Annotated in this window: 21 protein-coding genes; 15 read left to right on the top strand and 6 right to left on the bottom strand. The window is 61.3% G+C overall.

The window, feature by feature from the left end:
• Positions 1 to 177: 177 nt before the first annotated feature.
• The 4 genes from dnaC to AC6I7Z_RS00270 all read right to left on the bottom strand — a co-directional run bounded on the left by dnaC (position 178) and on the right by AC6I7Z_RS00270 (position 3,001).
• Positions 178 to 918, bottom strand: coding sequence for a replicative helicase loader DnaC (gene dnaC / locus AC6I7Z_RS00285; RefSeq protein ID WP_033793024.1), 741 nt, complete (start codon positions 916 to 918; stop codon positions 178 to 180).
• Entirely contained in the window at positions 918 to 1,454 is a 537-nt protein-coding gene (gene dnaT, locus AC6I7Z_RS00280) for a primosomal protein DnaT (RefSeq protein WP_277268681.1), read from the bottom strand. Before dnaT ends, dnaC begins: the two co-directional genes overlap by 1 nt.
• 103 nt (positions 1,455 to 1,557) lie before the next feature.
• Positions 1,558 to 2,235 carry a hypothetical protein gene (locus tag AC6I7Z_RS00275; protein WP_497812751.1) on the bottom strand — a complete coding sequence of 226 codons (678 nt, stop codon included), beginning with the start codon at positions 2,233 to 2,235 and terminating at the stop codon, positions 1,558 to 1,560.
• Positions 2,236 to 2,311: 76 nt separating this feature from the next.
• Complete coding sequence (locus AC6I7Z_RS00270) at positions 2,312 to 3,001, bottom strand: autotransporter (protein WP_497812750.1); 690 nt, start codon at positions 2,999 to 3,001, stop codon at positions 2,312 to 2,314.
• Between the two features lie 139 nt (positions 3,002 to 3,140).
• Between AC6I7Z_RS00270 and AC6I7Z_RS00265 the strand changes: the two genes are divergently transcribed.
• The 9 genes from AC6I7Z_RS00265 to AC6I7Z_RS00225 all read left to right on the top strand — a co-directional run bounded on the left by AC6I7Z_RS00265 (position 3,141) and on the right by AC6I7Z_RS00225 (position 12,258).
• Positions 3,141 to 3,722, top strand: a complete 582-nt coding sequence (locus tag AC6I7Z_RS00265; RefSeq protein ID WP_497812749.1) for a DNA-3-methyladenine glycosylase I — start codon at positions 3,141 to 3,143, stop codon at positions 3,720 to 3,722.
• 88 nt (positions 3,723 to 3,810) lie between these two features.
• Positions 3,811 to 4,473, top strand: coding sequence for an OmpA family lipoprotein (locus tag AC6I7Z_RS00260; RefSeq protein WP_497812748.1), 663 nt, complete (start codon positions 3,811 to 3,813; stop codon positions 4,471 to 4,473).
• Between the two features lie 161 nt (positions 4,474 to 4,634).
• Positions 4,635 to 5,621 (top strand): LacI family DNA-binding transcriptional regulator, encoded by a 987-nt coding sequence (locus AC6I7Z_RS00255; protein WP_497812747.1) that lies wholly within the window; start codon positions 4,635 to 4,637, stop codon positions 5,619 to 5,621.
• A 67-nt stretch (positions 5,622 to 5,688) separates the two neighbouring features.
• Positions 5,689 to 6,714, top strand: a complete 1,026-nt coding sequence (locus AC6I7Z_RS00250) for a LacI family DNA-binding transcriptional regulator (RefSeq protein WP_497812746.1) — start codon at positions 5,689 to 5,691, stop codon at positions 6,712 to 6,714.
• Between the two features lie 137 nt (positions 6,715 to 6,851).
• Entirely contained in the window at positions 6,852 to 7,601 is a 750-nt protein-coding gene (locus AC6I7Z_RS00245) for a sugar phosphate isomerase/epimerase family protein (protein ID WP_497812745.1), read from the top strand.
• A gap of 9 nt (positions 7,602 to 7,610) precedes the next feature.
• Positions 7,611 to 8,564, top strand: coding sequence for a sugar kinase (locus AC6I7Z_RS00240; RefSeq protein ID WP_084884289.1), 954 nt, complete (start codon positions 7,611 to 7,613; stop codon positions 8,562 to 8,564).
• 35 nt (positions 8,565 to 8,599) lie between these two features.
• A complete protein-coding gene (locus AC6I7Z_RS00235) occupies positions 8,600 to 9,880 on the top strand; it encodes an MFS transporter (RefSeq protein ID WP_497812744.1) in 1,281 nt (426 codons plus the stop codon).
• A gap of 72 nt (positions 9,881 to 9,952) precedes the next feature.
• A complete protein-coding gene (ghrB, locus tag AC6I7Z_RS00230) occupies positions 9,953 to 10,924 on the top strand; it encodes a glyoxylate/hydroxypyruvate reductase GhrB (protein WP_497812743.1) in 972 nt (323 codons plus the stop codon).
• Positions 10,925 to 11,004: 80 nt separating this feature from the next.
• Positions 11,005 to 12,258, top strand: a complete 1,254-nt coding sequence (locus tag AC6I7Z_RS00225) for a valine--pyruvate transaminase (RefSeq protein WP_497812742.1) — start codon at positions 11,005 to 11,007, stop codon at positions 12,256 to 12,258.
• A 36-nt stretch (positions 12,259 to 12,294) separates the two neighbouring features.
• Here the strand turns inward: AC6I7Z_RS00225 and AC6I7Z_RS00220 are convergent, their stop codons facing one another.
• Positions 12,295 to 13,749: an aminotransferase-like domain-containing protein gene (locus tag AC6I7Z_RS00220; RefSeq protein WP_497812741.1), complete on the bottom strand. Its 1,455-nt coding sequence runs from the start codon at positions 13,747 to 13,749 to the stop codon at positions 12,295 to 12,297.
• A 237-nt stretch (positions 13,750 to 13,986) separates the two neighbouring features.
• On the opposite strand from AC6I7Z_RS00220, the gene AC6I7Z_RS00215 reads away from it, so the two are divergent.
• From AC6I7Z_RS00215 to AC6I7Z_RS00190, 6 genes are read left to right on the top strand one after another with little or no spacing between them, the layout of a single operon-like run.
• Entirely contained in the window at positions 13,987 to 15,453 is a 1,467-nt protein-coding gene (locus tag AC6I7Z_RS00215) for a hypothetical protein (RefSeq protein ID WP_497812740.1), read from the top strand.
• 18 nt (positions 15,454 to 15,471) lie between these two features.
• Positions 15,472 to 16,749, top strand: a complete 1,278-nt coding sequence (locus AC6I7Z_RS00210) for an ATP-grasp domain-containing protein (RefSeq protein WP_497812739.1) — start codon at positions 15,472 to 15,474, stop codon at positions 16,747 to 16,749.
• The gene (locus AC6I7Z_RS00205) at positions 16,746 to 17,444 is read left to right on the top strand and encodes a class II glutamine amidotransferase (protein ID WP_497815375.1); all 699 of its coding nucleotides are present in this window, start codon (positions 16,746 to 16,748) and stop codon (positions 17,442 to 17,444) included. The genes AC6I7Z_RS00210 and AC6I7Z_RS00205 overlap by 4 nt, the downstream gene beginning before the upstream one ends.
• 5 nt (positions 17,445 to 17,449) lie before the next feature.
• Positions 17,450 to 18,250 (top strand): 2OG-Fe(II)-dependent halogenase WelO5 family protein, encoded by an 801-nt coding sequence (locus tag AC6I7Z_RS00200; RefSeq protein ID WP_497812738.1) that lies wholly within the window; start codon positions 17,450 to 17,452, stop codon positions 18,248 to 18,250.
• A gap of 36 nt (positions 18,251 to 18,286) precedes the next feature.
• Entirely contained in the window at positions 18,287 to 18,787 is a 501-nt protein-coding gene (locus AC6I7Z_RS00195; RefSeq protein WP_497812737.1) for a YbaK/EbsC family protein, read from the top strand.
• A gap of 16 nt (positions 18,788 to 18,803) precedes the next feature.
• On the top strand, positions 18,804 to 19,715 hold the full coding sequence (locus AC6I7Z_RS00190; RefSeq protein WP_286870441.1) for an EamA family transporter: 912 nt from the start codon (positions 18,804 to 18,806) through the stop codon (positions 19,713 to 19,715).
• Between the two features lie 67 nt (positions 19,716 to 19,782).
• Here the strand turns inward: AC6I7Z_RS00190 and ibpA are convergent, their stop codons facing one another.
• Positions 19,783 to 20,199: a small heat shock chaperone IbpA gene (ibpA, locus tag AC6I7Z_RS00185; protein ID WP_033755460.1), complete on the bottom strand. Its 417-nt coding sequence runs from the start codon at positions 20,197 to 20,199 to the stop codon at positions 19,783 to 19,785.
• Positions 20,200 to 20,312: the final 113 nt, after the last annotated feature.

The raw sequence follows: 20,312 nt of genomic DNA, 5'->3' as shown, positions 1-20,312 counted from the left end.
CATATTGATTACAGCGCTCATCTGACGGGCAACGTATCTTCCAGTGTAACAGTGCCGGGACGCCTCTTATCCGGCACTTTTGCGCGCTGTTTCACACAAGTCACAGCCGAGGGCGGCGCAGAGGATAGAGACGTAAAAAAACCGGGTCGCGCCCGGTTTCTTGCAGGGAAGATAAAATTAATATTCGTCGCCGCGCACGCGGCTACGGTAGCTTTCCCAGTCGAAGCGCACCCACATGCTGTTGCCGAGACGCATGCGGTCCATCACGCGCTCGCCCAGCAGAGTATTCATACCGGCGGGATCGAGGTTAGAGAGCATCCCGGTCGGACGCTTCGACGAGGAGCGGCGATCGACGATCTGGTTGATAATCACCTTTTCATAGCGCGACTCGCTCTGCATGCCGATCTCGTCGATCACCAGCAGATCGACGCTGCTGAGATCCTGCAGCAGTCGCTCTTCGGTGATGTCGCTGCCGCCGCTGAAGGTGCCTTTCATGCTCGACATCAGATCCGCGACGGTGACGATCAGCACGCTTTTGCCGCGCAGGATCAGATCGTTGCCGATAGCCGCCGCCAGATGGTTTTTGCCGGTGCCGGGACGGCCGGAGAAGACGAAGCTGGCGATGCTGCCCTCAAAATCGTCCGCATACTGGCGCGCCATGGTCAGCGCTCTGCGCTGCCCTTCATTCTCGACGCGATAGTTATCGAACGAGCAGTTCATATGCAGCTCGCGAATGCCGGATCGTCCCATCACGCGCTGCATTTTCATGGCGCGGTTCTCACGCACGATCGACTCCGAACGCAGGCGGCCCTGCTCCTGGTTCCAGGCCAGCAACTCTTCACCGCTGGTGAACTTCGGCTGGACGTTGGCGGGCATCATTTTTTTCAAACGGCTGAACAGATCGGTCGGCGTTTTCATTACTCACCTCGAAACCCATCGGGAATGTTGTAATCAGTATTGCTGATTTGCGTGATATCGCGTTTGGGCTGGCCGCCGCTGGCGGCGCGGTTCATCTGCACGCTGCGCGCCAGCTTTTGCTGCCACTGCACATGATGGAACAGACGGCCTTCCGCCTGCCAGTAGGCGACAAAAGCGGCCAGCTCGGCAGGCGTTACCGGCTCGCTCAGGGCCACGCCCCAGATAGCGGCCTGGCGCTGAAAATCGGCGTCGGGCTGCCAGCCGGCATACATCGCGAACTTGCCCGCCGGCGTCGGCAGAGAGGCTGGCAGGTCGTCATACAGGCTGTCGTCCAGCGTTACGTCGCTGGGATGCGCCGCGGCCGCCTCCAGCGCCAGCAGATGCGCCAGCCGCTCAGGCGTCACGGCGTAAAACGCCGGCGCGTAATTATCCAGCACCGCCAGCGTGCCGTTTTCCGCCTGCTGCAGCGCCTGACGCGGATCCTGGCGAAAGGCGTCCAGACCAATAAGCGTAGAAGTAAGAATTTTGACTGACATGATGAAACCTGACGTTGACCTGCACGCTGCGCCGGCAGAGCGCCGGCGCACAAGTCTGTATTGTACCTTTTTTAGCGTCCTGGATCGCCAAAAAAGGCGCGCGTTACGAGGACCAGGAAGCAGACTCGGTGGAAAGGGCCGTCTGAACCGGCTCGGCGGCTTTTGCCCTGACGCGCGCCGGTCGGGTTTGCCACAGGTAGCGCGTCGAGGCGAGCCAGCAGATGCTGTAGCCCAGCAGCTCGGTGCCCTCTTCGGCGATGTTTTTCACCACGCGGTTGTAGCCATCCAGCATCAGGTGCTGCCACAGCTGATGCATGCCGAACAGGCGGGAGAACACCAGCACGATCAGCATGCCGCTGGCGGTCATCAGCCAGCAGCGATCCGTCACGAAGGCGACCAGCCCTTCCAGCGTGCTGCGCGGCGACCGCAGCGCCATTGCCAGACAGGCCGCAGCGGTCGCCAGCGCGAACCACACCCAGCTGCCGTGCTCGACGACGTCGAAGACAAAGTCCAGCTCGCGGATTAGCATGCAGCTGTAGAAGCCGCCGATCAGGATCAGCGCGCCGCGCTGATCGAGCCGCCGATGCGCCGACCAGAAGAACATCGCCGCGACGGAGGCGAGCATCACCTCCTGCAGCGTTTCCGTAATGGACGTTTCATGCATGGCGTCGTTCATCCAGTTTACGTCGATATAGATGCTCGACATCATCAGCACAAGGAACAGTGTTGCAAATAAAAAAGCCGCGCATTCACGGCCAAGGATAGAAATTTGTTCGCGCATATTATTACCAATATTATGATTAGCGCGCTTATTATATGGCGTTGCTCACCCGCCCTTTCTCATTTTATGCCCCATGTTAAAAACTGGCGCTAACGCCGAGGCTGTAAATAAACTGCTCGCCGCTGTTTAGCGCGTCGTTTTGCGAAAATGCCGCGAATGCCGCAACGTTCTGATTCAGGGGAATATGCGCGCCGACGCTGACGTCGACCCAGCCCGCTTCGCGCATGGCCGCATCGTCCGGCGCACGATCGCGCGACTCGCCGGTCAGGCCATCGCCGGGCTGATAGCTATAGCTAAGCTGCGCGTAAGGCGCGATCCCGCCCAGCCGGGTATCGACCCGCCAGCCTAAGCTCGCGACGCCGTCGCGGCTGAAATCGCACTGCGGACAGCTGAGCGGCGCGGTCGCGGGCGCAAACTGCGCCACCGGCCCGGTCGTCAGCGACGCGCCCAGCGGCAACGCCCAGCCGGCGCTGTAGCGCGTGCCGGTCGGCACCGGCTCGGCGCGCAGCGTAAAGGCAGCCACAGGCGGATTAAGTGCCGCATCCAGAAAGCTCATGCCCGTATTGGCGCCGACGATCAGATGATTTCGGGAAATCTTTTCCGCAAGGATGGTGTCGTAATCGGGCCGATCGCGCAGGGGATCGTCCGGCAATGACAGGGTTTCGCCGCTCCAGGCAAACAGGGGCGTCGCAGCACAAAAAAGCAACGCACTACTCAGCCCCAGCGCCGCAAAGCGCTGGCTGGCACACTGACTTTTCTGCAACATGAGAAACTCCAGACGACGCTGAAGAGAACGATCGGTGCTATTTAACAACGGTTTTATCACGCCTGCTGTTTAACTATTAACCGACTAAACGTAAGATCAAGCGACGTCACAAAATTTTCTCTTTATCAGGATAAAGAACATGCAACGATGCGGCTGGGTCACTCAGGACCCGCTTTATCTGACCTACCACGATCGAGAGTGGGGCATTGCGCAAAACGATAAGCAGGCGCTGTTTGAGATGCTCTGTCTGGAAGGTCAGCAGGCGGGGCTCTCCTGGATTACCGTACTGAAGAAGCGAGAACATTATCGCCGCGCCTTTCACGATTTCGACCCTCAGGCTGTGGGCTTAATGGATGAAGAGGATCTGGCGCGCCTGATGCAGGACAGCGGCCTGATTCGCCATCGCGGCAAACTCGCCGCCATTATCGGCAACGCGCGCGCTTATCTGGCGATGGAGGCGAAAGGTGAAGATTTCGCGCGCTTCGTGTGGAATTTTGTCGATAACCAGCCGGTTGTGCATCGCTTTGCCCACTATAAAGAAGCGCCGACCACCTCCGAACAGGCTATCGCGCTGTCGAAGGCCTTAAAGCAGCGTGGTTTTAAATTCGTCGGTCCGACAATTTGCTACTCCTTTATGCAGGCGTGCGGGCTGATCAGCGACCATCAGACAGACTGTTTTTGCCATCCTGACAACCTTTTACGCGCGAACCAGACAAAATAAGAGTTTCCCTCACTCCTTCTCTCTTTTTAAGCGTCATAATCTCGCCGCTTTAAAGACGTAATGTCTTTGTGTGATTTAGGGAATGAGCATGTATAAAAAATCGATTTCGCTTTGCCTGTTACTGAGCGGCAGTCTGGTACTGTCGGGTTGTACCGTTAATCCATACACCAATGAATCCCAGGCCGGTAAATCCGGCATCGGCGCGGGCCTTGGCGCGCTAATGGGCGCCGGGGTCGGCGTTCTCTCCTCGTCGAAAAAAGATCGCGGCAAAGGCGCGCTGATTGGCGCGGCGTCCGGCGCGGCGCTTGGCGGCGGCATCGGCTACTACATGGATGTGCAGGAAGCCAAACTGCGCGAAAAAATGCGCGGCACCGGCGTCAGCGTGACGCGTCAGGGCGACAATATCGTGCTGAATATGCCCAATAACGTTACCTTCGATTCCAGCAGCAGCAGCCTGAAAGCGGCGGGTGCCAATACCCTGACCGGCGTGGCCATGGTGCTGAAAGAGTATCCGAAAACCGCGGTAAACGTGGTGGGCTACACCGACAGCACCGGCTCGCGCGCGCTGAATATGCGTCTGTCGCAGCAGCGCGCCGAGAGCGTCGCCAGCGCGCTGATCACCCAGGGCGTCGCGGCGGATCGTCTGCGCACTCAGGGTCTCGGCCCAGACAATCCGGTCGCCACCAACAGCACCGAAGCAGGCAAGGCGCAAAACCGCCGCGTGGAAATCACGCTTAGCCCGCTCGGCTAATGCGAAAGCGCCCCAAAACGGGGCGCTTATCGTCACAATGTCGTTTTTTTGGCATTTTTACGCGCTTTTTTCGACAAAACAGCGCGGATGACATGCTACCTGTAGTGCCAAAACAGACTTTATGTTAGCGTGAAAAAAACGTGTTCAGCGAGTCGTCCAGCATGTCACTAAAAGCCATTGCCAGCGAACTAGGGTTGTCCGTTACCACGGTTAGCCGGGCGTTAAACGGCTATGAGGATGTGGCGGAAGAGACCCGTAAACGCGTCGAAGCAGAAGCGCAACGTCGCGGCTATCGCCCCAACGCCGCCGCGCGCCGTCTGAAAACCGGCCGCGCCAATGCGGTAGGTTTAGTTTTTCCCGTCAGCACCTCGCCTATCAGCGACTGCCGCTTCAGCGAAATGCTGCTGACGCTCGATCAGCGCCTGGCGCAGAGAGAGATCGACCTGATGCTGCTGGTGGATAAGCCCCACGATGGGCCGCGCACCCTGACCCGCCTGCTGCGCAGCCGCGTGCTGGATGCGCTGATCGTCACCCACACCCTGCCGCAGGATGAACGCCTGCTGAATTTGCAGCAAAAAAACTTTCGCTTTATCACGCTCGGCCGCAGCGATCTGCCGCAGCCCTACGCCTGGCTCGACGTCGATCACCACCACGGCTCGCGCCTGGCGGTAGAAGCCTGTCTGCAACAGGGAGTGACGCGCATCGCCTGGCTGGGCAGCGACGAAGGCACCACTTTTGTACGCGACCGCCTTCAGGGTTTCCTCGACGCGATGGGCGCCGTCGCGCCGTTCGATATCGTCGCCGTGCCGCCGTCGCGCCGCGCTGGCTATCAGCAAACCGCCGCCTGGCTGGCGCAGGATGCGTCGCTGCAGGCGATTATCGCCGACAGCAGCGCGCTGGCGGAAGGCGCGGCGCTGGCGGTGCAGCAGGCGAACCGGCTGCACGGCAGCGACGCGATTCGCCTCTATGCCTGGGAAGGCTTGCCGCGCGAAGCGATCGTCGAGGCGCCGGTAATCGCCATCCGCCAGGCCTCGGACCGCGAAACCGGCGATCAGCTGGCCGATCTGGTGGTGCAGATGCTTGACGGCGCGCCGCTGGAAGCGCTTCAGCTGTTGCGCCAGCCCTGGCTGGATAGCGCGCCGCGCTGATCGCGCTTTTTGCGACGGACCGCGCCTGTGCTAGTCTCTGCCTGTTTCTCTTTTTGCAGGTACCGACATGAAGAACAGACCGCCTCGCGCCACCATTAGCGATGTTGCTCGCAGCGCGCGAACCGGTAAAACCAGCGTGTCTCGCTATCTCAACGGCGAGCAGCATCTTCTTTCCGCCGATTTAAAAGCCCGCATCGAACAGGCGATCGCCGAACTCGACTATCGCCCCAGCCAGATGGCGCGCGGGCTGAAGCGCGGCCGCACGCGGCTGATCGGACTGATTATCGCCGACATAACCAATCCCTATTCCGTCGACGTGATGTGCGGCATCGAAGCCGCCTGCCGCGAGCGCGGCTTTACGCTGCTGATGTGCAACACCAACAATGAAGTGGATCTGGAGCAGCACTATCTGCAGCTGCTGAGCAGCTATCAGGTGGAAGGCGTGGTGGTGAATGCCGTTGGCATGCGCGAAGAGGCGCTGAGCCGCCTGCAGCAGTCGCTGCTGCCGATGGTGCTGATCGACCGAAAAATTCCCGATTTCGCCTGCGATGTCGTCGGCCTGAACAACGCCGAAGCCGCCGAGATCGCGACGCAGCATCTGCTTGATAACGGCTATGAAGCGCTGCTGTTTTTGAGCGAGCCATTGGGCAGCGTCAACACGCGCCGCGAGCGCCTGCAGGCGTTCCGTCAGCGGCTCGCCGCCTGGCCGCAGATTGCGCACGAGAACGCCGAGGTGCCGCTGCATCAGCCTGCGGCGCTGGATGCGCTGCTGCTGGACTACGCGCGGCGTCAGCGCGGAAAACGCGCGGCGGTGATGGTGGCGAACGGCGCCATGACGCTGCAGGTTGCGCGCGCGATGCAGCGCGTCGGTCTGCGCTGGGGCGAGAATATCGGCCTGCTCGGCTTCGACGAGCTGGAGTGGGCTGCGCTGGCCGGCGTCGGCATCACCACGCTGCGGCAGCCCACCTGGCAAATCGGCTATGCGGCGCTGGAGCGGCTGATCGCCCGCATCGACGGCAGCGCCGGGCCCGCCGCCGAACAGGTTTTCTCCGGCGAGCTGGTGGTGCGCGGCTCCAGCCAGCCCCTCGCCTGATCCCCTCTTCTTTTCCCTCTCTCGTGCTCGCTTCGTGAGCACGATCATAGTTTCAACCTCTGCTCCTTTGCTTTGGAACCGGTTCCAATTAACGTTTTCCCGGTAACTTTCGCTTAACGCGCATCCAGGGGGTAACGATGAACGCTGAAATTATTGTGGTGACCGCAGCCTACGGACAGCAACAGGTCGCCGCGCTGGGCGGTCAGCAGGCGCTGCTGCCGCTGATCCAGCAGGCCGGCGCCGACGGCGTCGAAATCCGCCGCGAACTCTTCGACAATGCGACGCTCGCCAGTCTGCCCGCGCTGGCCCAGGCCATTCAGCACCATCAGCTGCGCGCCGGCTACTCGGTACCCGACACGCTGTTTTGTGACGACGGCGCGTTAAATCCCCAGCTGGAGAACTACCTTAGAGAAGCTCAGCAGCTGAACGCGCAGCGCCTCAAGCTGGCGCTGGGCGGGTTTAACGGCGAGCTGCACGGCGCGGATTTGCGCGCGCTTGCCGAGCGCTATCCGCTGGAGCTGGCGGTGGAAAACGATCAAACCGATAACGGCAAGCTCGCGCCTTCGCTGCGTTTTTTCCAGGCGGCGGAGCAGGCGAACCTGCCGGTAACGATGACATTCGATATGGGCAACTGGCTCTGGACGCAGGAGAACGCGCAGGCGGCGGCGACGCAGCTTGGGCGCTTCGTGCGTTATATTCACGTCAAGGCGGCCGAACCGCACGGCGACAGCTATCGCGCGGTGGCGCTGGACGAGGCGAAAGCGGACTGGCGCGACCTGCTGCGCCAGCTGCCGGACAATGCGCCGCGCGGCATCGAATTCCCGCTGGAAGGCGAAGATCTGCTGGCGGTAACCCGCCGCTACGTGTCGCTGCTGCGCACTCTGTAAGGAGAGAAGATGACTACTCTGCATAACGGCGCGCTGGACGTCGTCACCATCGGCGAAGCGATGGCGATGTTCGTGGCGCGTGAAACCGGCGATCTCGCCGCCGCTGAAACCTTTATCAAGCGCGCGGCGGGCGCGGAGCTTAACGTCGCCATCGGTCTGGCGCGTCTCGGTCTGAAGGTCGGCTGGGTAAGCCGCGTCGGCGACGACAGCTTTGGCCGCTTTATCTGCCAGGTGCTGGAGAGCGAAGGCGTCGATCGCCGCCAGGTGACGAAAGATGCGCGCTACCCTACCGGTTTTCAGCTGAAATCCAAAGTCGACGACGGCTCCGATCCGCTGGTGGAATATTTCCGTAAAGGCTCCGCCGCCAGCCATCTCTCCGTCGAGGATTTCAACAGCGACTACTTCGGCGCCGCCCGCCATCTGCATCTGAGCGGCGTCGCGGCTGCGCTCTCCGCCAGCTCGCTGGCGCTGCTGAAGCACAGCGCGAAGGAGATGCGCGCGCGCGGCAAAACCATCTCTTTCGATCCTAATTTGCGGCCGGTGCTGTGGCGCAGCGAAGAGGAGATGCGCCAGCAGCTCAACCACCTGGCGGAGTACGCCGACTGGGTGCTGCCGGGCGAAAAAGAGGGCTATATCCTGACCGGCTACCGCCAGCCGGAAGCGATCGCCGATTTCTACCTCGATAAAGGGGTGAAAGCGGTGGTGATTAAAACCGGCTGCGACGGCGCCTGGTATAAAACTGCCCAGGGCGAACAGGGTCAGGTCGAGGCGATCCGCGTCGAGAACGTGGTGGACACCGTTGGCGCGGGCGACGGTTTCGCCGTCGGCGTGATCAGCGCGCTGCTGGAAGGTAAAACGCTGCCGCAGGCGATTAAGCGCGGCAACAGAATCGGTTCGCTGGCGATTCAGGTGATCGGCGACAGCGAAGGGCTGCCGACGCGCAGCGAGTTAGGCGATTTCTAGCCTGCATCCGAACCGCAATATCAGAGGAGAACCGCATGAAAACGCAGACAATCGCGCCGAAACGCTGGTGGTATATCATGCCCATCGTGTTTATCACCTACAGTCTGGCCTATCTCGATCGCGCAAACTTTAGCTTCGCCTCTGCCGCCGGCATCAACGACGACCTGGGCATCACCAAGGGCATGTCCTCGCTGCTGGGCGCGCTCTTCTTTCTCGGCTACTTCTTTTTCCAGATCCCCGGCGCGGTCTATGCCGAACGCCGCAGCGTGAAAAAGCTGATTTTCTGGTGCCTGGTGCTGTGGGGCGTCTGCGCGTCGCTGACCGGCGTGGTCAGCAATATCCCGATGCTGGCGGCGATCCGCTTCGCGCTCGGGGTGGTGGAAGCGGCGGTGATGCCCGCGATGCTGATCTACATCAGCAACTGGTTCACCAAATCGGAGCGCTCGCGCGCCAATACCTTTCTGATCCTCGGCAACCCGGTGACGGTGCTCTGGATGTCGGTCGTCTCCGGCTATCTGATCGACGCGTTCGGCTGGCGCGAGATGTTTATCTTCGAAGGGATTCCAGCGGTGATCTGGGCCGTCGCCTGGTGGTTTATGGTGCAGGATAAGCCCGAGCAGTCACGCTGGATGAGCACCGAAGAGAAAGCCGCGCTAGCCGCCCAGCTGAAAAAAGAGCAGGAGAATATCAAGGCGGTGCGCAACTACAGCGAAGCGTTCCGCAACCGCAACGTTATTCTGCTCTGCATGCAATATTTCGCCTGGAGCATCGGCGTTTACGGCTTCGTGCTGTGGCTGCCGTCGATTCTGCGCAACGGCACGCAGATGGGCATGGTGGAAGCGGGCTGGCTGTCGGCGGTGCCTTATCTGGCGGCGACCATCGCGATGATCGTCGTCTCCTGGGCGTCGGACAAAATGCAGAACCGCAAGCTCTTCGTCTGGCCGCTGCTGCTGATCGGCGCGCTGGCGTTCCTCGGCTCTTATCTGGTCGGCTCCGACAATTTCTGGCTCTCTTACGCGCTGCTGGTGATTGCAGGCGGCGCCATGTATGCGCCTTACGGTCCCTTCTTCGCCATTATTCCGGAAATGCTGCCGCGCAACGTTTCAGGCGGCGCGATGGCGCTGATCAACAGCATGGGCGCGCTGGGTTCGTTCGTCGGTTCCTGGATTGTCGGCTATCTTAATGGAGCGACGGGCAGTCCGGCGGCCTCCTATATCTTTATGGGCGCAGCGCTGCTGGTCTCGGTGTGGCTGACGCTCATCGTCAAGCCCGCCGAAAACAAAACGCCGCCGCTGCACGGCGCGAAACACGCCTGAAAGCGTAAGCGCTGACCCTCTTCTCCGGGCGACCTGCGTGTCGCCCGTCACACGTTTTACAGGGAGCGAACGATGAAACCATCCGTGATTCTGTATAAAAGCCTGCCGGACGATCTGCGCGCCCGGCTCGACGCCCATTTCAGCGTAACCGAAATCAAAGATCTGTCGCCGGAGAGCCAGCAGCAGCACGCTGACGCGCTGGCGCAGGCCGAAGGGCTGATCGGCTCCGGCGGCAAGGTCGACGGCGAACTGCTGGCGAAAATGCCGAAGCTGCGCGCCTGTTCGACCGTATCGGTCGGTTACGATAACTTCGACGTCGAGGCGCTCAACCAGCGCCATGTGCTGCTGATGCATACGCCGACGGTGCTGACCGAAACGGTGGCCGACACCATGATGGCGCTGGTGCTGAGCAGCGCGCGCCGCGTGACCGAGCTGGACGCGTGGGTGAAAGCGGGCCAGTGGAACAAAAGCATCGGGCCGGACAAATTCGGCATCGACGTGCATCACAAGACGCTCGGCATTCTCGGCATGGGCCGCATCGGCATGGCGCTGGCGCAGCGCGCGCATCACGGCTTCGGCATGAAGGTGCTCTACAACGCGCGCCGCGAACATGAAGAGGCGCAGTCGCGCTTCAGCGCGCAGCGCTGCGATCTGGAAACGCTGCTGAAAGAGAGCGACTTTGTCTGCATCAGCCTGCCGCTGACCGAGCAGACGCACCATATGATCAGCGCGGCGCAGCTGAAGCTGATGAAGCCGAGCGCCATCCTGATCAACGCCGGACGCGGGCCTGTGGTGGACGAAGAGGCGCTGATCGCCGCGCTGAAAGAGGGCACCATCCACGCGGCGGGCCTGGATGTGTTCGAGCAGGAGCCGCTTACGGCATCACCGCTCTTCTCGCTGCCTAACGTGGTGGCGCTGCCGCACATCGGTTCCGCCACGCATGAGACGCGCTACGGCATGGCGCAGGACGCGGTGGAGAACCTGATCGCCGCGCTGACCGGCAAGGTAGAGAAGAACTGCGTAAACCCCGACATTCTCAAGTAATCCGCCCTTCCCATTGCGCCCGCCGCTGGCGGGCGTTATCGTTGATTCCCCCATTCGTCACATATTTTTAACTTCTATATATGTCTTTTTCTCAGTTCGGCGACAAATTTACCCAGCACACCGGCATTTCACGTCTGATGGAAGATATGGGCGCAGGACTGCGCACGCCCGGCACTATTATGCTCGGCGGCGGCAATCCGGCGCAGATCCCGGCGATGAATGACTATTTTCAGCAGCTGCTGCAGCAGATGCATGACGAGGGCAAGCTGAGCGAAGCGCTCTGCAACTATGACGGCCCGCGCGGCAAGGCCACGCTGCTGAACGCGCTGGCGACGCTGCTCAGCAGCGAGCTGGGCTGGCCGGTAACCGCCAACAATATCGCCCTGACCAACGGCAGCCAGAGCGCCTTTTTCTATCTGTTTAACCTGTTCGCCGGCCGCCGCGCCGACGGCAGTAAAAAGCGCGTGCTCTTTCCGCTGGCGCCGGAGTACCTGGGCTATGCCGATGCCGGACTGGACGAAGAGCTGTTCGTTTCCGCTAAGCCCAATATCGAGCTGCTGCCGGAAGGCCAGTTTAAGTATCACGTCGATTTCGAACATCTGCCGATGCATGACGATATCGGCCTGATCTGCGTGTCGCGCCCTACCAACCCGACCGGCAACGTGGTGACCGACGACGAACTGATGCAGCTCGACGCGCTGGCGCAGCAGCACGACGTGCCGCTGCTGATCGACAACGCCTACGGCGTGCCTTTCCCCGGCATTATTTTCAGCGACGCGCGTCCGCTGTGGAATCCCAACATTATTCTCTGCATGAGCCTGTCGAAGCTCGGCCTGCCCGGCGCGCGCTGCGGCATTATCGTCGCCGACGAGAAGACAATCGGCGCCATCAGCAATATGAACGGCATTATTAGCCTGGCGCCCGGCAGCATTGGCCCCGCCATCGCCGCCGAGATGATCCAGCGCGGCGATCTGCTGCGGCTGTCGGAAACGGTGATTAAACCCTTTTATCAGGCCAAAGTGACCGAAACTATCGCTATTCTTCGCCGCTATCTGTCGGAGGAGCGCTGCCTGATCCACAAGCCGGAAGGCGCAATTTTCCTCTGGCTATGGTTTCGCGATCTGCCGATCAGCACCGAGGCGCTGTACCAGCGGCTTAAGGCGCGCGGCGTTCTGATGGTGCCGGGCCACTTTTTCTTCCCCGGCCTGGAGCAGGCGTGGCCGCACACGCACCAGTGCATGCGCATGAACTATGTGCCGGACGCGGTGAATATTGAGCGCGCGGTGCAGATTCTGGCGGAAGAGATTGAAAAGGCGTTCGCGGAGCAGCTTTAACACGCGGTTTTAGAGACGCGCCGGTTTGACCGGCGCTCACTCCTCTTTCGCCTCCAGCAGCGACTCCCGACACCACTGCGCCAGCTGGCGGATCGCCTGCTCGACCTCTTCATTCCAGCCGAAGCCGGCGTTAAGCCGAAAACAGTGGTCGTAGCGATCGTCGGTGGCGAAAATATGGCCCGGCGCGATGCCGATACCGGCGTTGCGCGCCTTGAGAAACAGCGCGCGCACGTTGAGCGCCCGATGCGGCATCTCGACCCACAGCACATAACCGCCTTCTGGATCCGAGACGCGCGTGCCCGCCGGGAATTCGCGCAGCAGCGACTGGCGCATCTGCTGGATCTGTCCGGCCAGCTCGCGCCGCAGCTTACGCAGATGGGCGTCATAGCCGCCGCTGCGCAGCAGCTCGGCGATCGCCGCCTGCGACAGCGTTGAGGTGCCCATGGTCGAGGTGTATTTCAGCGACGCGATCTTGCGCATGTAGTTGACGCTGTGCACCCAGCCGATGCGGATGCCGGGCGCAACGGTTTTGGAAAAGCCGCTGCACAGAATGGCGTTGGGGCTGAAGGCGCGCATCGGAAAAGGTCGTCGTTCGCCGAACGCGGTATCGCCGAAAATATCGTCTTCGACGATCACCACGTCATTCTCATCGGCCTGACGGGCGATATAGGCTTTCTGTTCGTTGGGGATCGATTTGCCGAGCGGATTGTTGACGTTGCTGATGGTGAGAAAGGCCTGCACCGCCCTGCGGCGGAACAGCGCGGTGAGCTTTTCAACGTCGACATAGCCTTCCGGCCCGGCGTCGACCTCAATCACGCGCAGGTTGAGATTATGCAGCATCTGCAGCAGCACGAAATAGCAGGGCGACTCCACCGCCACCACGTCGCCGGGTCGGAGCGTGGCGCGCAGCGACAGCGACACCGCCTCAATGCAGCCGTTAGTGATGAGAATATCGTCGGCGCTGATATTGCAGCCATACTCCACCGCCCGACGCGCGATTTCATGCTTCAGCGGCAGATAGCCGGTGCCTTTAACGGTGTTGCCTAACAGCGCCGGTTTGCTGTATCCCATCTGGCGCATCAGCAGTCCGATCTTTTTCACCGGATAGAGCGAGCTGTCGCCATTCGCCAGGTCAAGACGAACGCGGCACTCCGAGCCGAGGATCGCCAGATGCATCTCCGTCTGTTCATCCAGCGGCGCCACCAGCCGCGGCTGCGCCAGCGGCGCCGGCGTCGCCTCTTTATGCGCCAGCCGCGGCGCGACGAAAAAGCCTGATTTCGGCTTCGCCACCGCAAAGCGCTCATCCTCCAGCGTGCGCAGCGTTTTCAGCGCGGTCGTCAGGCTGACGCTGTACTGCGTCGCCAGCGTGCGCACCGAGGGCAACCGGCTGTCGGGCAGCAGCGATCCGCTGCGGATAGCCTGCTTAATCTGTTCGGCTATCTGGCGGTAACGACTGCTCTGACTCTCCTGCTCGTCCGTTTCACCGGGCATCTGTTCCACCCCATATCGTACTGATCTGTGCGTATTCAAGAGAGTACATTCAAAGTACTTTAGGCTGCATCTCTTAATTATTTATGACGCGCGGCCGCTCTGTTTTCTGCGTCCGGCGCCCTGCCGTCTGCCTGCGTTACGGCATTGATTGCTACACCGCTTAATGGCCTGTTTTTCATGGAATCAGTAGGTTCCATGCATTTAAACGAATTTATCAGCCAAAGGAAAACGCGAAAAATGAATAATCTGTCCACCATGATGAGAGAAATTGAAGGCTATCTGACGCCGGCAATCATCGATTCCGCTAAACGGTGCTCTCATCGTCTGCTTGCCGCGCTGCCGGATAGCGAGCAGCTGTCGCGCAACCGCGTTCTGCTCGCCTACGGCGGCGGCAAAGACAGCAGCTATATGGTGGCCTATGTGCGTTACATTCAGGGGTTAATCTGGCGGCAGCGCGGCGACACCTTTCTGCTGCGCATCAGCACCAACCGCCACGCCGCCATGAGCGACAGCGTGATGGAGAATATCGACCGCGTTTACCGCGCGCTGGCTATTCACCATGACGCCTTCGTAGAGAGCCTGATCGTCGACGGCCAGCAGATCCGCCCTTTCGAACGCTATCTTCCCCTGCCCGAGTCGGTGCGCCAGCAAAACCGCAGCGACGTGCTGATGAACGGCCACCGCTTTCGCGCCGACGCGCGCTCGACCTTCTGCAACGCCTGCAACCTCAGCATGGTCAACTCGTTCGGCCTGGCGGCGCACTATAACGGCGGCGTGGACATGATTATCACCGGCGATTCGCCGCAGGAGCAGACCGCCTATGTCGCCTGGGCGCGGCACCTTTCGCGCCTGTTCGATGCGCCGACGGCGGAGAAAGATCGGGGCTTTCGCGGCTTTTTGCAGACGCTCGACGGCGTGGCGCATCGCTACTCGGCCGCTATCCACGGCGAGGCGGCGGTCACGCCCGCGCGCCGCATCATGCATCAGCTAACGCGCGATCCGCTGTTCTTCAATATTTATCAGGACACCGCCTACGAAGCCGGCGCGCACTGGGCGCTGCTCAACGACTTTATGCGTTTCCGCTTCGACCCGCTGATGTTCAGCTTTTCCGAATCGGACTGCGGCAACCCGACGCTAATGGCCCATATGCGCGGCCTGCGCGCGGAAACCCTGCTGCAGCGCAGCTACGCAGAAGGCATCCGCGAATATGTCCGCTTCGCGCTGGGGCTGATGGCGCAGAAAGATTTCCCGCCTCAGCTGATCGCCGAGATGGCGGCGCGCTATCAGGATGAGGCGGCTATCGAACAGCAGCGCCAGCGCGCGGCGCGCTTCGCCGAGGAGACGTTCGGCCTCGACGAAACCCAGCTGATTTGCATGATCTATTCGCCCTTTATCGCGCAGGGCAGCCAGCTGCACAGCTGGCTGACGCAGCAGCGGATCGGGCTGGACGAAGCGGCGATTCGCCAGCTGCTCGCCGGCGAGCGCGACGACGCGGCGCTGGCGCAGCAGCTCGGCCAGCTTTCCGGACTGGATATCGATCAGTTACGTCACTGCTGGCAAAGCCGCCAGGTGAGCTCGCTGCTGGAGGGCAAAAGCGCCGATCCGCTGTCGCGCGTGCTGCGCTTCGATCCGCATAAGGCGGTGATTCAGGTAAACCACGGCGTCCTGCAGGATACCGTGACCGAAGTGATCTCCGGGCGCTGATCCCGGTAAGGCGAAGCGATGAGAAAAATTTTCCTGCAAATAGGCGCAACGCGCGACGGCCAGAACCCCTACTGCGAGGTGGCGAAGCGCGACGGTTACTTCACCGTACTGGCGGAGATGAGCGATTTCGTCGACTACCAGTCGCTCAGCCTGACGCTGCCGTTTGACCTGATCGTTCGCCTCGATCGGCCGGAAAATCCCTGGGAAGTGCTGCAGGCCTGTCTGCACGCCGGGCTGCTGGAGCATCCGCGCGTGGTGCTGGCCGGCTTCGAAGCCTACAACGCCAGCGCCGGCCGGGTGCGGGAAATACTGGCTGGCCCCGATGCGCCGCGCACCTTTATCCCGCTGGATAAATATGCCCAGCGGATGGCGCTGAAAAAAGCCTGGCCGCGTTTTCCACAGCCGGAATTTCGTTTTTTCGCCTCGCCGCTGAGCATTCTCGACGCCCATCAGGCGCTGATCTATCCCTGCGTGATCAAGCCGGTGGACAGCGGCGGCGGGCTGGGGATCTGGCTGGTGGAAGCGCCCGAACGGCTGGCGGGCGTGGTGCAGATGCTGGAAGAGACCATGAACTACGGCGGGCGCAGCTTTAGCGGGTTTATCGTCGAAAGCTGGCTGGACGGCGACGAATATTCACTGCAGGGCGTGGTGCATGACGGCCATCCGCACGCCCTTACCTGCTGTCAGAAGGTGATCGAACAACATCGCGACGCCCAGGGCGGCGTCAGTTTTTATGAATCCGGCCACGTCGCCGTCGCCGCCGAGACGCTGCCGCCCGCGTTCGCCAGCCTGATGAAGTTCTGCTGTGAAACCTTCGGCTACCGGCTCGGCGCCTTTCATATCGATTTTATCGTGGTGGATGGCGTGCCGCACTTTCTTGAAATGGGCTTCCGCCTTTCCGGCATGGGCGTACCGGGCCTGGTCGAAGAGGCGACCGGCATCGACTGGGTAGCGGTGGCGTTTCGGCTTGAAGCGGGCGGCGAGATGCCTGCGCTGCGCTTCGCCGCGCCGCCGCGCGCCGTCGGCCAGCTGCGTCTGCGCCAGCCGGCCCAGCTGCGCCAGGCGGAAAGCTGGATTGCCGATCATCATCAGGGCGCGCTGCTGCCGCCGCTGACCTTTGCCGGCTTACAGGTGTCGCGGCGCTCGTCGCTCTATGCCGATCTGACGCGCCATGCGGGCATACTCGGCACGCTGCGCCTGTCGGCGGGCGGTCGCGACGATATTCTGGCCGTTTTTAACAGCGTGGTGCGCACGGCATCTCGCCTCTCAGAAGGAAATTTATTGTGTGCAGAATGATTCTGGCGCAGGGCGAATTCGACGCGGCGCAGGTGCTGGAGGCGGCGCGCGCTATGAGCTGCGGGGAAACCGCCTGCCATGACGGCCCGATTAAAGAGCATCCCAACGGCTGGGGGTGTTTGTGGCTGGACGCGGGCGAGATCCGCACGCTGCGCGGCAGCGGCCCCTTTGCCGACGCGCTGCCCGATATTGATGTCGCTAGCATCAAAGGCCGCTTTCTGGCGGTGCATGTGCGCCACGCCACGCTGAGTAAAAACCAGGGGCTGGAGTTCGCCCATCCGCTGCTGCGCGACAGCGCCGGCACGCGCTGGTACATGATGCACAACGGCTTTATGCCGAAGGTCTACGCCCGTCTCGGCATGACGGCCTCCCGCTTCGACTCGGCGGAGTATCTGGAATATCTGGTGGATCGCATCACGCCCGCCGACTTCACGCGCGACTACCTGCGCGACAAGCTGGCGCAGGTCGAGCCGGGCGGCAGCGCGGGCAACGCGATTTTCGTCACGCGCGAACGGGCATGGGCCTGGCAGTGGCATCCGCAGGATACGCCTTATCCGCACTACTTTACGCTGCACGTTTTGCAGCAGGCGCGCTGTACCTACATTTCGTCTGAACCTGTTCCAACCCTGGGCGACGCCGCCGGCTGGCGACGTATGGCTAACCATGAACTACGCGAAATTCCTTTGGGGGAGTAAACATCATGGCCATTTTTAATCAGATACGCGTGATCAATCCCAGCATGTATGTAGAGCGCACCTGGCTGGACGATATCGTCACGGCGCGCGTGCCGCTGCTGGTGCTGCGCAACTTCCTCACCGATGAAGATCGCCAGGAGGTAGTGACCGATTTGCAGCGCTGCCGCGAGCAGATCCGCGTGTCGCACTATCCCAACGGCGCGCTCACCACGCTCGGGCCCTACCTGGCGAAACATACCGCCGCGCCGGAGAACTACTTTACCGAATGGCGCGACATCGCGTCGGCGCTGCCGCCGTCGCTCGCGGCGCTGCGCCAGCAAATCTATGAGTGGGTGCGCCACGCGCTAAAGCTGGAGAGCCTGCAAACCGCCCATGAGCCAGGGCTGGGCGACTACGCCGGTTCGATCGTGCGTTTTCATGCCGACGGCGTCGCCAATCCGCTGCACAACGACAATATCGTCCGCGACGCGGCCGGAACCGGCCTGGCGGTGACGCAGATCCTGCATCAGCTGAGCTGCGTGGTCTGCCTGCAGGAGTGCAACGCGGGCGGCGGGCTGCGCATTTTCAACAAAAAATGGTCGCCAGACGATGAGCGTTTCAAAACGCCAGGCGAGCTTGGCTACCAGAGCGGCGTGGTGATGCAGAGCGAAACCTGCGAATTCGCGCCGCGCAGCGGCGATATCTACCTGTTTAATCCCGCTTTTTACCACGAGATCGATCGGGTCGAAGGCGATACCCGCATCACGATGGGCTTCTTTTTTGGCCTGACCGACAAAAAAATGAAACACGCGATTGCGTGGAGCTGACGCCCTGCGCGCAGCCTTGCAAGACAAGGAGAAGAGATGACGACATTTACAAAGATTACCGAGCTGCTGGATCGGCACGACGCGAACTATCGCGTGGTAGAGCACGAGGCCATCGGCCAGACCGACGCCATCAGCGCGCTGCGCGGCAATGCGCTTAACCAGGCGGCGAAGGCGATGGTGCTGGAGGTGGCGATGCCGGACGGCGCCGCATCGCGCTTTCTGCTGGCGATCGTGCCGGGCGACTGCAAAATCAATTTTAAAAGCGCCGCGCGCGCCATCGGCGGCAAAAAGTCGAGCTTCGCCGCGCCCGACATGGCGCAGTCGCTGACCGAATGCGTGATGGGCGCGGTGCCGCCCTTTAGTTTTGATGACCGACTGGCGCTGCGTGTCGATGCGCGCCTGCGCGACGTCGGCACGCTGTGGTTCAACGCCGGCGCGCTGGAAAAATCGATCGCCCTTAACGCAGAGGACTATCGCCGTATCGTAGGCGAAGCCTGTTATGCCGATATCGCCACGCCCGTGGCGGTTAGCGCCTGACGGCAGAGGAAAGGTTATGTCAGCTAAAGATATGTTGCTGGCGCTCTGCGTCGTGGTGGCGTGGGGCGTTAATTTCGTGGTGATCAAACTCGGCTTGCAGGGCATGCCGCCCTTCTTGCTGGCGGGCCTGCGCTTCTCCCTGGTGGCGTTTCCGGCGATCTTTTTTGTCTCTCGCCCGGCTATTCCGCTGCGCTGGCTGGTGGTCTACGGCATGACCATCAGCTTTGGCCAGTTCGCCTTTCTGTTTCTCGCCATCAAGCTCGGCATGCCCGCCGGGCTCGCCTCGCTGGTGCTGCAGGCGCAGGCGTTTTTCACGCTGCTGCTGGGCGCGCTGCTGCTGGCGGAAAAGCTGCGCTGGAACCATATCGCCGGCGTGCTGATCGCGACGCTGGGGATGTTTATGCTGGCGACGGCGGGCATGGAGGGCCAGTCGGCCGCCGGCATTACGCTGACGACCATGATGCTGACGCTGGCGGCGGCGCTGTCGTGGGGACTGGGCAATATCACCAATAAGATCATCCTGCGCAATCGCAAGGTGCCGGTGATGTCGCTGGTGGTATGGAGCGCGCTGGTGCCGGTGCTGCCCTTCTTCGCCTGCTCCTGGCTGTTCGAAGGAGAAGAGGCGATTGTTTTCAGCCTGACGCATATCTCGCTGCAAACGGTGCTGGCGCTGATCTATCTCGCCTTTATCGCCACCATCGTCGGCTACGCCATCTGGGGCAACCTGCTTAGCCGCTATGAAACCTGGCGCATCGCGCCGCTGTCGCTGCTGGTGCCGGTGATCGGCATTCTCAGCGCCGCGGTAGTGCTGGGGGAACGCCTCTCGGCGCAGCAGATGCTGGGCGCGGCGGTGATTATCTTCGGCCTGCTGGTGAATGTCTTCGGCGGCCTGGTGAGCCAGCGCCTGGCGATGCGCACGCATCCTTAACGGCGCGGCATACGGCTCAGATATAAAAAACGCCGCGAAGGCGGCGTTTTTTTCTCGTTGATTCTGATTAGTTCAGAATTTCAATCCGGCGCGGTTTCGCCTCTTCAGGGACGATGCGTTCCAGATCGATGCTCAACAGGCCATTTTCCAGTCGGGCGTCGCGTACCACAATGTGGTCGGCCAGCTGGAATTTGCGCTCGAAGTTGCGTTCGGCAATACCCTGATAGAGATATTTGCGTTCGGTCTGCTCTTCAGGATGCGCGCCACGCACGATCAGGACGTTATCGTGAGCGGTAATATCCAGCTCGTTCTGGGCAAAGCCCGCCACCGCGATAGTGATGCGATAGTGGTTTTCGCTGACCAGTTCGACGTTGTACGGAGGATAGCCGCCGTTGCTCTGGTTCTGGTTGGACTCCAGCAGGTTAAACAGGCGATCGAAACCGATAGCAGAGCGATAAAGTGGAGCAAGATCAAAATTACGCATGGAATGACTCCTGATATTCAGCAAGTTTTGGCAACCTTCCACCATGGACAGGTTGTGCGGCGCCTCGATGTCCCTGTCGGCGACAGCGAGCGCGTCCGTAGCTTAAAAATGGG

This window comes from Pantoea sp. X-Soil-MYKO-1289 (assembly GCF_059730625.1).
Note: the sequence above shows the minus strand (reverse complement) of the source record. Positions and strands in the feature narration are given on the sequence as shown.

Excerpts from the sequence above, each read along its gene's own strand:
- dnaC (WP_033793024.1), bottom strand. The coding sequence starts at position 918 with ATGAAAACGCCGACCGATCTGTTCAGCCGTTTGAAAAAAATGATGCCC.
- dnaT (WP_277268681.1), bottom strand. The coding sequence starts at position 1,454 with ATGTCAGTCAAAATTCTTACTTCTACGCTTATTGGTCTGGACGCCTTT.
- AC6I7Z_RS00275 (WP_497812751.1), bottom strand. The coding sequence starts at position 2,235 with ATGCGCGAACAAATTTCTATCCTTGGCCGTGAATGCGCGGCTTTTTTA.
- AC6I7Z_RS00270 (WP_497812750.1), bottom strand. The coding sequence starts at position 3,001 with ATGTTGCAGAAAAGTCAGTGTGCCAGCCAGCGCTTTGCGGCGCTGGGG.
- AC6I7Z_RS00265 (WP_497812749.1), top strand. The coding sequence starts at position 3,141 with ATGCAACGATGCGGCTGGGTCACTCAGGACCCGCTTTATCTGACCTAC.
- AC6I7Z_RS00260 (WP_497812748.1), top strand. The coding sequence starts at position 3,811 with ATGTATAAAAAATCGATTTCGCTTTGCCTGTTACTGAGCGGCAGTCTG.
- AC6I7Z_RS00255 (WP_497812747.1), top strand. The coding sequence starts at position 4,635 with ATGTCACTAAAAGCCATTGCCAGCGAACTAGGGTTGTCCGTTACCACG.
- AC6I7Z_RS00250 (WP_497812746.1), top strand. The coding sequence starts at position 5,689 with ATGAAGAACAGACCGCCTCGCGCCACCATTAGCGATGTTGCTCGCAGC.
- AC6I7Z_RS00245 (WP_497812745.1), top strand. The coding sequence starts at position 6,852 with ATGAACGCTGAAATTATTGTGGTGACCGCAGCCTACGGACAGCAACAG.
- AC6I7Z_RS00240 (WP_084884289.1), top strand. The coding sequence starts at position 7,611 with ATGACTACTCTGCATAACGGCGCGCTGGACGTCGTCACCATCGGCGAA.
- AC6I7Z_RS00235 (WP_497812744.1), top strand. The coding sequence starts at position 8,600 with ATGAAAACGCAGACAATCGCGCCGAAACGCTGGTGGTATATCATGCCC.
- ghrB (WP_497812743.1), top strand. The coding sequence starts at position 9,953 with ATGAAACCATCCGTGATTCTGTATAAAAGCCTGCCGGACGATCTGCGC.
- AC6I7Z_RS00225 (WP_497812742.1), top strand. The coding sequence starts at position 11,005 with ATGTCTTTTTCTCAGTTCGGCGACAAATTTACCCAGCACACCGGCATT.
- AC6I7Z_RS00220 (WP_497812741.1), bottom strand. The coding sequence starts at position 13,749 with ATGCCCGGTGAAACGGACGAGCAGGAGAGTCAGAGCAGTCGTTACCGC.
- AC6I7Z_RS00215 (WP_497812740.1), top strand. The coding sequence starts at position 13,987 with ATGAATAATCTGTCCACCATGATGAGAGAAATTGAAGGCTATCTGACG.
- AC6I7Z_RS00210 (WP_497812739.1), top strand. The coding sequence starts at position 15,472 with ATGAGAAAAATTTTCCTGCAAATAGGCGCAACGCGCGACGGCCAGAAC.
- AC6I7Z_RS00205 (WP_497815375.1), top strand. The coding sequence starts at position 16,746 with ATGATTCTGGCGCAGGGCGAATTCGACGCGGCGCAGGTGCTGGAGGCG.
- AC6I7Z_RS00200 (WP_497812738.1), top strand. The coding sequence starts at position 17,450 with ATGGCCATTTTTAATCAGATACGCGTGATCAATCCCAGCATGTATGTA.
- AC6I7Z_RS00195 (WP_497812737.1), top strand. The coding sequence starts at position 18,287 with ATGACGACATTTACAAAGATTACCGAGCTGCTGGATCGGCACGACGCG.
- AC6I7Z_RS00190 (WP_286870441.1), top strand. The coding sequence starts at position 18,804 with ATGTCAGCTAAAGATATGTTGCTGGCGCTCTGCGTCGTGGTGGCGTGG.
- ibpA (WP_033755460.1), bottom strand. The coding sequence starts at position 20,199 with ATGCGTAATTTTGATCTTGCTCCACTTTATCGCTCTGCTATCGGTTTC.